Here is an 11,938-nt window from a genome sequence, read left to right on the forward strand (position 1 = left end):
GATTCCTTTGCAAAATTCGATATTTAATCCGCTAGTAATAAGTTGTTTTACAATTGTATGTCCAGCATATGGGGCTGGCATAAGTGGTGTAAGTGAGCGCAGCGCCGGCCAGCTTGAAGAAGTGCAGGTTACAGGTAGCGCACTTGCCAATACGGGCCTGGCCGATGCTGAGGCTGCTTCGGTAGGCACGGTTCTGGCAGCGCAAATTGCGCACCGCCCAGCGCTGCGCCCCGCCGAGTTATTAGAAACCATACCGGGTATGGTGGTGACCCAGCACAGCGGTGACGGCAAGGCGAATCAGTATTTTTTGCGGGGTTTTAATCTGGACCACGGCAGTGACTTTGCCAATTATGTCGACGGCATGCCCATCAATATGGTGAGTCACGGTCATGGCCAAGGTTATACCGATCTTAATTTTTTAATTCCCGAATTGGTCGACCGTATTGTTTATCGCAAAGGTCCCTATTATGCCGAAGCGGGGGATTTTTCCTCTGCGGGTACAGCGCGAACATCTTATGCGCGGGCTATGGCAAATCAGACCGTGAAACTTACCGTGGGCGAAAGCGATTATGCGCGTCTCTTGGCCTTTGGCGGAGTGGCTGCGGCAGATGGCCAGCTGGTTTACGCTCTTGAGTCTCAGCAAAACGACGGCCCATGGCAGGTGCCAGAGGGATTTGATAAAGCCAATGGTGTATTGAAATACAGCGGTGGTGATCGCAAGCAAGGTTATTCGCTGACGGCCATGGCCTATCAAGCGGATTGGACCTCGACAGATCAGATTCCCCAGCGGCTAGTGGCTGAGGGTAGCGTGGATCGTTATGGCTCCCTAGATGAAAGCACGGGTGGCGACACTCATCGCTATAGCCTGTCGGCTGAAATTTGGTCGGTATTGAACGATGGTCTGAATCTGCAAAGTCATTTTTACGTGGTGGATTACGCGCTGCGTTTAAGCTCTAACGCGAGTTATTACTCCCGCGATAACAGTGACGACCCCGAGGTGCGCGGTGACCAATTTACCCAATTCGATAATCGCCTGACCCTCGGCGGCCAGCTAGATTTTACGCAGGCCCTAAGCGCGGTACATGAATTGCGCTACGGCGGTGAATTGCGACTGGACGATATTAACGACGTGGGTGTGGGCTTTAGCCAGCGAGGCCTAATATATGATCTGTTTGCCAGCGCCGCGGTGGAAGAACAGGCGCTCGGTGTATACGGCAGCGTACACAGCCAATGGACGGCGTGGTTTGCCTCAATAGCGGGTTTGCGTTACCAAACCATTGATGTGGCGGTAGCCGATAAGCTTGATGCGACGGCGGGTGGCCGCGACCGCGAGGCCTTGTTGTCGCCCAAATTATCATTGCGCTTTGGCCCATTCGCGAGCACGGAGTTTTTCATTAATTATGGCGAGGGCTTTCACAGCAATGATGCGCGGGGTGTAGTGAGAAAGGAAAGTGCAGTGCCGCTGATGTCTGAGTCGGTGGGCTATGAATTGGGTATGCGTAGCTTGCTGGCCAATGATATTCAGCTGTCGGTGGTGGCGTTTCGCTTAGACTTAAACTCAGAGTTGGTGTTTGTTGGCGATGAGTCGACAACCGAACCTCGGGATGCCAGCCGTCGCCAAGGCCTTGAGGTGAGCGTATTTTATCAGCCGGTGGACTGGTTTGTGCTGGATATGGATGTTGCCTCCTCGGAAACCGAGTTTAAGCAACTGCAGGTCGAGGAGGGGCAGGTATTGGGTAAATATGTGCCCGACAGCGTGGAGCAGGTCTTTGCTATGGGAGCGAGTATCGATTTAGACAATGGCGTCTACGCGGGTCTTAGGCTGCGCTACTTCGGCCCTCGCAAGTTAACGGAAGCTGGTGATATTGAATCGGCGGCATCCAAGAGCCTAAATGCCAATATTGGCTACCGTTTTAACAACGGCATATCGCTGGGGCTTGAGATTATCAATGCCTTGGATGAACGTGATGACGATATCACTTATTACTATGCCTCACGGACTTTATCCGAGCGCAGCGCCGGTATTGAAGCTCAGTTAGACATGCACGCCCATCCAATGGAGCCACGCACCTTTAGAGCGAGCTTGGCCTACCACTTTTAGGCAGATTTAGCTCGGTGATTCGCAGAGGTCACCGAGGCAGAATACTTGTGAATATAGTGGCAACTACTTATTTGACTTGGTCGACACGCAATAGCCTTATGCGCACATAATGCCTATAGTGAAGCAAAGGGATTATGTGTCGACCTTCGCCATTGTCGGTGCGTCATTCGTTATAATGGCCATTCTTATATCACGAGCTTGCTATATGTCTGCTTCCTAGCGTATGCCAATTTTAGGCAAACGAAAAAGTATTACTCGGCGTATCCTGCTTCCTTTAGTTGTACTTATTGTGCTCAGTAATGCGGTGATTATTTCGATTATCATTGGCCAATTGGATGAACAATTACTTGATGCCACTGAACAGGACTTAATTAATGAGTCTGAGCTGCAAGCGGTGCAGTTTCGCGCCAATATACTCGAACTGAGTAGAGATCTGCGATTTGTGACGGGAACGCCGCCAATTCAGGGGCTTATTCGCGCCGAGCGCAATGGCGGGGCGGATCCTTTAGATGGTTCTAGCGAGCAAGCATGGGTAGAGCGCCTTGGGGTGATATTCACTGAAATGCTCAAGGCAAAACCCCAGAACGTGCAAATTCGCCTTATTCGCGCAAATGGTCTTGAGTTTCTTAGGGTCGATCGTTATGGCCCTAACGGCGATATTCGGCTAGTCCCTCTAAATGGCTTACAGGACAAAAGCGGAAGTAAATATCTATCGGAGTCTCTAAAATTAGGCGCTGGCGATGTTTACCTCTCTGATATTGAGCTTAATCGCGAATTTGGCAAAATTTCGCTGCCTATACAGCCCGTTATTCGAGCGGCAACGCCGGTGTATACCAGTGATGGTGGGCTATTTGGTATTGTGATTATAAATCACAATTTGCAGGCTACCTTCGACGCGCTGAAATCATTGGCAGGAGTTGATCATCAATTTGTAATTACTAACCGTGCCGGTGAGTATATTGTGCACTCTGATCCTGAGCGTAGCTTTGCGTTTGAATACGGCCGCAGCAGTAATATTCTAGAGGACTTTCCCACCGCACAAAATTTACTAACAAACGCTCAGCTTGAGGTGCTTAACGGTAAAGGTAAATTTAATGGCCAAGAAACGGTATTTTCTATGCGCAGTATTGCCTATAACCCCGCGGATAAGACAGACCGTATAATCTTAGCGACTAGCCATGGTTTTCAAGATGCCTTAGTGCTCAAAAACAAGATGTTGAGTAAAATTTATTTGTTTTTGATTTTTGTACTGTTGATGTCTGGTGTGTTGGCAATATATGTATCGCGACGTATCGCGGGACCGATTGTTGCCATGCACAACACCCTTAATAATAATGGTTTGGCAACTGAGAGCGGAGATTTACCGATTCACGACGGCGGAGAGTTGGGTGAATTGGCACGTGCTTTTGATAACTTGTTGGGAGAACTATCACAGAAACAAAAGCTATTGGCGGCCGAGGTGAATGAGCGCAAAGCTGCTGAGCTAGAGCTGCGGATGAATAATCAAAAATTGTCTGCCGCCTATAAGGAGTTGGAGCAATTTACCTATATTGCGTCGCACGATTTGCAGGAACCGCTGCGCACGGTGCAAAGCCTCGTTGAGTTATTTGAAGAGAACTACCGCGACAAGATGGATGAGCAGGGGTTGACCTTTCTAGGTTTTATCAATGAATCCACCGCGCGGATGACTGAGTTGATTCGCGGTTTGTTGGATTATGGCCGCTTAGGTGGTGAGTCAGAGGTAAGTGAGGTAAATTGCCAAGAGTTGGTGGCGGCGGTGTGTGTGGATTTGACGCAGCGGATTAATGATGTGAGCGGTACTGTTGAATACAAGGATTTACCGGTTATTTGCGGAAAGAAAACCGAGTTGCGCTTATTGTTTCAAAATTTAGTTAGCAACGGGCTCAAATTTAGCCGTGTGGGAGTGCCTCCTAAAATTGCTATTAGCGCAGAGCGCCGTAAAGATTGTTGGCAGTTTAGTGTTAGCGATAACGGTATTGGCATAGAGCCCGAGCATTTTCAGCACATATTTATGATTTTTCAACGCCTGCATGGCCGTGATGAATTTGAAGGTAGTGGTATTGGCTTGGCCCACTGTAAAAAAGTGGTGGAGTTACACGGCGGCGAAATTTGGCTAGAATCGGAGCCTAATGTGGGCACGGTATTCTATTTTACGCTCAGGGATAATTGTGATGAATAAGCTTAAACGAGTGTTGCTTATAGATGATTGTAAGGCAACAAATTATATTCATCGGCTGGTAATAGAGAGGTATGGCTGCACCGAGGCTGTGGTGGAGGTTAGTAACGGCCGTCAGGCATTAGATTATTTGACCAATGACTTAGACGGTAGCTTTCCCAATCCAGAGTTGATTTTTTTAGACATCAATATGCCGGTGATGAATGGCTGGCAGTTCCTAGAAAAATATGCGGAGCTCTCAGAGGCACAACAGGCTGGTGTAGTGGTTGTGATGCTGACTACGTCATTAAATCCCGATGACGCCTCGTTGGCGGAAGGCAAAATAGAGGTTAAAGCCTTTTCAAGTAAACCGCTAACTGAGAAAAAATTAGAAGAAGTACTCGCGGCTCACTACCCTCAGGTAGTGAAAACTTAAATCGCCCCTATCTCACGATTACTCCTCTAATACGAATGTTTGAGTTCAGTGTGACTCGAGCTTTCTGTCATAAAACTGTCCTTGTTTAGTCCCGCTATTGTCACAGTAAAGCCCTAGTCTTGCCCTAAATAGGCAAAGAGGATATATACGGGTGGAGCTAAGACAGCGTTATAAAACTGTTTGGTTATCTGATATCCACCTCGGCTTTAAAGATTGCCGAGCGGACTATCTTCTCGATTTTTTAGCCAAAACAGAGTGCGAAACCTTGTACTTGGTTGGCGATGTTGTCGATCTTTGGGCATTGAAGCGCAGCTTGTACTGGCCAACAAGCCACTATGAGGTGGTTCGCAGCTTATTCAAAAAAGCCAGCACGGGCACCCGTGTTGTGTACATCCCGGGCAATCACGACGAGCCCCTGCGGGACTATGTTGGCCATATTCTCGGCCCCATCGAAATTAAGCGCGAAGCTATTCACACCACGGTTGCCGGTAAACGATTGCTGATGTTTCACGGCGACTGCCTCGACGAGCACATGCGTTTAAGTAAATGGGAAGGCTTGGTTGGCGACGCTGCCTACGATTTTTTGCTGTTTCTCAATCGCTGGGCCAATTTTGGATGTCGTCGCTTTGGGCGCAACTACTGGTCGTTGGCTACCTATATAAAGCAGCGCATTCCTAACGCCCGCCAAGTTATTAGTGTTTTTGAAGAGGCCGCTATTCGGGAAGCCTCTCGGCGCGGCTTAGATGGCGTGGTGTGTGGCCATATCCATCAGCCGGCGCTTAAAAAAGTGAAGGGCTTGCTGTACTGCAACGACGGCGACTGGATCGAGAATTGCACCCTGCTGGGTGAGACTTACGAAGGCAATTTAGAGCTGCTGCAGTGGACGGAACATCAAACCCTGCTACAGAGCATGACCGGCAATGGCGGCCGGGCAACGGCCGATGTTCTGCCTTTGCGTCGCGTCGGTTAATCAATAGGAGTTAATAATATGATATCGGTTGATTCAGTTATCGATGAGCAGTTTCCCCGGATATCAAAGGGCAGTCCGCGCATTAAAAAAACCTTGGCAGCCTTGCTTAAATACTTATTTCACGAAGCGGAGTTCAAACAGTTTGAACGCGACTACCCCTACCTACAAGGGCTGGATTTTGTTGAAAAAGGCTTAGAGTTTTTTGATTTTGGTTACGCGGTAAGTGCCCTAGATAAAGAGCGCATTCCGGTGGCTGGCCGCGTGGTGATTGTTTCTAATCACCCGATTGGCAGTTTGGATGGTTTGGCGCTGTTGAAGCTGGTATCTGAGGTACGCTCAGACGTAAAAGTGGTTGCCAATGAATTGCTCTACGCCATAAAACCACTGCGCAGCTTATTACTGCCGGTTGATAATATGAGTGGTAAGCGTAACCGCAAAGAAAACTTGCAGGCTATTCACGGCCATTTAAATGACGAAGGCGCGGTGATTATTTTCCCCGCTGGGGAGGTGTCTCGGTTTAGCCCCGCAGGAATTCGCGACGGTCGCTGGCGCAATGGTTTTATTAAGTTTGCCGCTAAGGCAAAAGCCCCCATTTTACCTGTGCATATTAACGCCCGTAATTCGGTGTTTTTCTATGCGCTTTCGCTGCTGGCCAAGCCCTTGTCGACCCTGTGGTTGATTCGCGAAATGTTCAAACAAAATAACCGCACGGTGCGAGTTACTATTGGCTCGGCAGTTGAGTATGACGTATATCAAAATTTACCTGTTACCGCGCCAGCCAAGGCACGTTTATTTAAGAAGCATTTGTATAAGCTTGGCCGGCGCAAGCGCGGTGGCGAACCCTGCTTTATGCCAGTGGCGCAGGCGGTGGCTCACCCAGAAGACCGACAGGAGCTGCGCACTGCGATTCGCCGCTGCGACCATTTAGGCAGCACCCGCGACGGTATGGAAATTTACTGCTATCAATACAGCGGCGACTGCACCGTGATGCGCGAAATTGGCCGCCTGCGCGAAGTGAGTTTTCGCGCCGTTGGCGAAGGCACCGGTCGCCGCCGAGACGTTGATGGCTTCGATGCCTACTACGACCACATTGTGCTCTGGGACGAAAACCAATTAGAGCTAGTGGGTGCCTACCGGCTAAAGCGCATTGCCAGTCTTGATGATGGCCAAACCTTGTACAGCGAATCCTTATTCGATTATCAGATTCCCTACGCCGAAGAGTATTTTGAACATGGCGCCGAGCTTGGTCGCAGCTTTGTGCAGCCGCGCTACTGGGGCCGTAACGGCCTAGACTATTTATGGCAGGGGCTGGGCACCTATTTGCAGCGCTACCCAGAAGTGCGCTATTTGTTTGGGCCGGTGAGCTTAAGCGACAGTCTGCCCCGCGCGGCGAAAGACCTGTTGATACCCTTTTATCAAACCCACTTTCCCACAACGCAGGTATGGGTCAATGCTAAAAGCCCCTACCGGCCAGAGTCTGCCAATATTAATTTTACCGGCGAGGATTACCGCGAGGAGTTTACCCAGCTAAAACAAGAGCTCGCAGACCTGTCGTGCTCGGTACCCACCTTGTTTAAACAATACACTGAGCTGTGCGAACCGGGTGGTGTTAGCTTTGCGGCGTTTAATGTCGATCCCGACTTTGCCGATTGTATTGATGGCTTGGTGTTGGTGGATATTACGAAAATGAAAGCGGCAAGGCGGAAACGGTATTTGGGGGGCGAGGTCGGGTGTCTGATGTCTGATGTCTGACGTGGGGTAAAACCACCGGAAGGATCGTTGTGTGCGGATTACTGCTAAAGTAAATCTTTTTAAATGTCATGGCAAACTCGAGCCACGTCCGATGTCAGCTACGAGCGTTGACGTCAGGCTTCCGACACCCGACGTCCGACTTTTTAAGCATTCCTCTTAAACACCTCAATCAACCACGTCGGATCATCAATTGGCAGGTCGTGGCCAGCGCTATTATGCAATACAAGTGGCCAGCGGTATTTTGCCGCCAAGCATTCGCTGCAGTGATAAGAAACCATACGGTCGGCGCGGCTGCTAATGAGTAACTGCGGTGCGCCGGATATTGTCGCGGGAGCCCGATAGCGGGCGGCAGCGAATAGCTGGCGTAGCACATTTGTTTTTGTTATTGGCCGCGCAGTACTTATTTGGCACCAATCTTTTAACAGCTCTGGGTCGTTGGAATGGCAATTACTCACCATGGCTAAGGCGGCGCGCTCGCGTTTAATAAGGCTGGGCGCGAGCAGTGCGCCGAGGGCGGGGCCTAACGATTTGATCTGTAGGCGTTGAAACAAGGGGCAGTCGCCGGTACTGGTATTGATGAAAATTATTTTGGCGATCTGCTCTGGGCTATTCGCCAGCCAGTCTAGTGCGACCATGCCGCCCAGCGAGAGGGCGATTATGCCAAATGGCTTGGTGCTGTTTTGAAGGGGGTGGGGGAGCCGCGTTTGCACGTCGCGACGAATAGCGCTGATATTACGTGGCGATTGCCGCTGGTACTCGCTGCCAAAGCCGGGTAGGTCAATAGCGTGGCAATTCCAGTCCAACTCTGCCTCGCAACGGCTGAGAAAATCTCCCCAGTGAGCGTGCTCGCGACTTAAACCGCGCAAAAATACCCAGTCTTTAATCGGTGCTTCAATAGTGCTTTGAATGTGGTTTGCCATGTTAAAGCTGTCGGTACCAGAGGCTTTGCGCCATTTGCTGCATTTCTCGGGCCTGTTCGCCGTGGGGCTGCCAGTGCTCAATATTGCGGGCGGCCGCTAGGATAAAATCGATAAGCAGTAAGTGGCCGCGCAATACGCGGGCGTGGCGGTGGGGTACGGTGGGGTTAAATAAACCAGCAAAGCTGAATAATTGCTGAGGGTGTTTTTTAATCCACAGCCAAGAGCCCATTTCTAAGGTTAGCGGCAGTAGGCTAATGCCCTCGCTGCGGCAGCGCTGGTGAAAGTAGTCCCAGATGTCGCCGTGGCTGAGGTAGTGCATGGCCTGGGGCCCAAAAATATAATTATGGTGGGGAAAGTTGCGCTCCCACAATAGCTTTAGCGCCACGTAGCTGCCGATGTCGGCGATGGGTTGGCGACGGTAGGCGTAGGGGATCCAAATATGGTCTTGAAAGCCAAAGCCAGAGTGAAAGTCTATGGCAATCGTCGGACGGCCGACACGGCAGTGCCGCCCAATTACATTTTGCAGCGCAACAAATTCGGGTTCAAAGTCGTCTTCGCGCCGGCCTCGATACCAAGGTATTTTTCGCGACAGGCGTTGGCCGCCAACGAGGAAGGGTACTTTGTCTTCGGCGTCGATGGGGGCGTGGCGATTGATGTCTATTCCATTGGGGTTGCAGCGCGAATCCCTGAGCATGCCACCGGGGTTGACGATGGGCAGGGCGACAATACAGATTTCTTCGTCGAATTGGCGGCGCCAGTGGCTGTCCCAGCGACAGCGCTCAATGACGCTCTCTAGCCACGCTAGCAAAACTTGGGTGCCAATACGTTCCACGCCGTGAATGCCGGCAGTGAGCAATAGGCAGTGCTTGGCGGTGTCTGGATTACCTATGACCAGCGACGTGAGTGGCAGGGTGAATTCGTCAACCTCAATCAGGGCTTCAGTGCGGCTGCTGATCAGCGCGCCGGCTTGGCGGCAGAGCTGCTCCAGCGACAGCAGCTCAGACAGGCGCCGATGCAGGCGGCCACGGCAGGCGTCCATAACGGTGGTGAGATCGGGCAGCGCGGGGCCGACGGGCTCTTTGGCAGGGGTGTCGCTGGTGGCGTCAAAATCAGTATAAATTTGGCTTTGCGGCATCGTTTAGCCAGCCACAGCGGCTGGGTAGGTCTCGCGAATAGCGCCGCTGCTCTGCCACAATTGCGCGACCAGTGCGTCGCTATTATGCCATTGCTTACTCAGTAGCCAGTCGCAAATGGCCTCGGCTACGTCGGGGTAGTATTGGGGCGCTTGCGCGGGAATGGCCTTAAGCCAGCGTTCAATATCGCTTTGGCTAAACTCGGGCATCACGGTGGCTAATTTGAGTTGCTGGAGTGCGGCGGCATTGCCGAGTTGCTCAGATTGGCCGGCCACCGGCTTGGCCAGTGCGGGTATGCCCATGTGCAGGCATTCGCTAATTAATTCAAAGCCCGCATTGCAAATAACCGCCTTGGCGCTGCACAGGTCTTTTTTAAATCCGTGCAAGCTGGTGGGGCGCTGGCTAACATTGCCTAGCTCGGCATGGCTGAGCTGCGGCGCGTATTGAATGAAATGTTGGCCGCTAATATTTTGCAGCGCGGCGCTTACAATTGCTTGGTCTTCAAAAGGCAGGTAGACCAAAACATGTTCCGCCACCGTTTGGCGTTGTTCGGCGGGGTTTATAATCGGCGGCACGATGGCGGCGTTAAACCGATCCCAGTGGAGGCCAAGGCGAAATTTTGCCGGTGCAAAATAACGCATAATTAGCCGGTTGCGCAGGTCTACACCGCTTTCTGGTACGGCGGCATTGCCAAAGGCGTACTGGTGGCCAATGCCGATTACTGGCTTGTTTTGCAGGCGGCCAGCCCAGGCGGTTAAGGGCTCAAAATCGGTGATGATGGCGTCGTAGCTGCTGAGGTCGAGGCTGCGCAGGTCGCGAATAAATTGCACAGGCTGCGCTTGGAGTACGGTTTTTAAATTGCTGATACGGCCCTTGTCGGTAACAAAGGTCAGTCCCGCATAAACCTGATAATTACCAAAGGCGGCCATGTCGAAATACTGTTCGGGCGGGCGGCCGCTGAATAAATATTGGACCTCAATGCCGCGTTGGCTAAAGTGGTGAGCCATCATTCTGGCGCGCGAGATATGGCCGTTGCCGGTTCCCTGCACACCGTAAAGCAATTTCATAGAGATTCTCTTACTGGGTAAATAAAATGCGCGAGCGCTGATGTTGGGCGCAGGCGCTGGCAGTCAGACGGTCGCAATACTGTGGCCTAAATGTGCGATGGCAATGCCGAGGCTGGCGCCGGCCAAGGTGTCGGTGGGGAAGTGAACCCCCAAGATGACGCGGGATGCACCAACGGCCGTGGCCCAAATGAATAGCGGCGCGCCGATAATGCCAAAAAACAGCACGGTCATTGTTGCCAGTAGAAAGGCGGCGGCGGTGTGGCCCGACGGAAAACTGAATTCGTCTGAGGCGATAATCGCGGCGCAAAAGGCGGGGATGGCCGCCGGTGGGCGCCGTCTTCGGCAGGTATTTTTTAATACCCAGTATGCGGGCAACCACGCGGCAAAGCTGATTAACACTGCGCTAAAATAGGCTAGGCCCTGCTGCACACCCGTGGCGTACACCAAGATAGGAAGGCCGAGTTGAGCGTAGCCGTCGCCAGTTTTTGATACACTGCGGGCTACACGAGATAAATGTTGCTGGTGGCGAGTATTTACGCAGGCCAGAAACATTCTCACATCGAACTGATTTATCGACTGTATTAAGCGCATAGTATGGTCCTCACACTTAAGACCATACGCCCCGCTGTTTGCATTTGTGTGACTGTGCTATGTCACTTTTAAGACAAAATAGGCATTTTTAAAAGCGCATTTAGGCGTTTTCTATTAGCAAGATACTGCCGCGATGGCGGCGATTGGTTGTTACTTCTCTGGGCAGAAGTTCGGCAAAAAATTCGTCTATACAGGCTTCGGCCACGTCGATGAATGGCGGGCGGTGAGGGTCGGCAATGATGATTTGTTTAACCCCAGCATTCACCGCGCGGTCGATTAAATTAAACAGGGTTTCGCTCATCTCGTCCCAGAAGCAAATATCGCTGGCGATTATAATGTCGTAAGCGCCGAGTTCTTCAGTGCTAAACGCGGTAAAATCAGCTGTTAAGGTGTTGATCGTCACCTGATTATGCTCTGCTAATAGGGACAGATACGGAAACACCGCAGGATCGGCATCAAGCGCTGTTACTGCTGCCTGCTGGTACTTGGCGCAATATATGCTGGCTAGGCCCCAGCCACAACCCAGCTCAAGTACGCGGCTCCCCAGCGGCAAAGGATTTTCTTGCAAATAGTCCATTAGAATATAGGCGCTGCCCCAGAGTTTATTGCCATGCAAATGGGTAGCCGCGGTGCGCCGTTTGAGTCTGCGCATATCGGGATGGGCGGCTAGTAAGCTGGTAACGCCATAAAACTGCTGGCTGTGGGAGGTGGGGGCAGACATGGAGAATCTCCTGCTTGGCGCTAAGTGTGGCGTGCATTTTATGGTTTGAATTGAAAACTGGCGAGTAATTT

General features: G+C 51.4%; 10 protein-coding genes. 5 read left to right on the top strand and 5 right to left on the bottom strand.

What is annotated here, in order from left to right; translation table 11 throughout:
- The first annotated feature begins 7 nt into the window (after positions 1-7).
- From P1U47_RS03155 to P1U47_RS03175, 5 genes are all read left to right on the top strand, one after another.
- Positions 8-2,101, top strand: a complete 2,094-nt coding sequence (locus tag P1U47_RS03155; RefSeq protein ID WP_301027106.1) for a TonB-dependent receptor — start codon at positions 8-10, stop codon at positions 2,099-2,101.
- A gap of 223 nt (positions 2,102-2,324) precedes the next feature.
- The gene (locus P1U47_RS03160) at positions 2,325-4,301 is read left to right on the top strand and encodes an ATP-binding protein (protein ID WP_301027107.1); all 1,977 of its coding nucleotides are present in this window, start codon (positions 2,325-2,327) and stop codon (positions 4,299-4,301) included.
- A complete protein-coding gene (locus tag P1U47_RS03165; protein ID WP_301027108.1) occupies positions 4,294-4,713 on the top strand; it encodes a response regulator in 420 nt (139 codons plus the stop codon). The genes P1U47_RS03160 and P1U47_RS03165 overlap by 8 nt, the downstream gene beginning before the upstream one ends.
- A 151-nt stretch (positions 4,714-4,864) precedes the next feature.
- On the top strand, positions 4,865-5,683 hold the full coding sequence (locus tag P1U47_RS03170) for a UDP-2,3-diacylglucosamine diphosphatase (protein ID WP_301027109.1): 819 nt from the start codon (positions 4,865-4,867) through the stop codon (positions 5,681-5,683).
- An 18-nt stretch (positions 5,684-5,701) separates the two neighbouring features.
- On the top strand, positions 5,702-7,435 hold the full coding sequence (locus P1U47_RS03175; protein WP_301027110.1) for a lysophospholipid acyltransferase family protein: 1,734 nt from the start codon (positions 5,702-5,704) through the stop codon (positions 7,433-7,435).
- A 143-nt stretch (positions 7,436-7,578) separates the two neighbouring features.
- Here the strand turns inward: P1U47_RS03175 and P1U47_RS03180 are convergent, their stop codons facing one another.
- From P1U47_RS03180 to P1U47_RS03200, 5 genes are all read right to left on the bottom strand, one after another.
- Complete coding sequence (locus P1U47_RS03180) at positions 7,579-8,355, bottom strand: alpha/beta hydrolase (protein WP_301027112.1); 777 nt, start codon at positions 8,353-8,355, stop codon at positions 7,579-7,581.
- Between the two features lies 1 nt (position 8,356).
- Positions 8,357-9,490: a DUF2817 domain-containing protein gene (locus tag P1U47_RS03185; protein WP_301027113.1), complete on the bottom strand. Its 1,134-nt coding sequence runs from the start codon at positions 9,488-9,490 to the stop codon at positions 8,357-8,359.
- 3 nt (positions 9,491-9,493) lie between these two features.
- Entirely contained in the window at positions 9,494-10,555 is a 1,062-nt protein-coding gene (locus P1U47_RS03190) for an MJ1255/VC2487 family glycosyltransferase (protein WP_301027114.1), read from the bottom strand.
- A 63-nt stretch (positions 10,556-10,618) separates the two neighbouring features.
- The gene (locus tag P1U47_RS03195; protein WP_301027115.1) at positions 10,619-11,146 is read right to left on the bottom strand and encodes a phosphatase PAP2 family protein; all 528 of its coding nucleotides are present in this window, start codon (positions 11,144-11,146) and stop codon (positions 10,619-10,621) included.
- A gap of 100 nt (positions 11,147-11,246) precedes the next feature.
- Complete coding sequence (locus P1U47_RS03200) at positions 11,247-11,867, bottom strand: methyltransferase domain-containing protein (RefSeq protein WP_301027116.1); 621 nt, start codon at positions 11,865-11,867, stop codon at positions 11,247-11,249.
- Between the last annotated feature and the right edge of the window lie 71 nt (positions 11,868-11,938).

Source organism: Zhongshania sp. (assembly GCF_029212375.1).
GTDB lineage: Bacteria > Pseudomonadota > Gammaproteobacteria > Pseudomonadales > Spongiibacteraceae > Spongiibacter.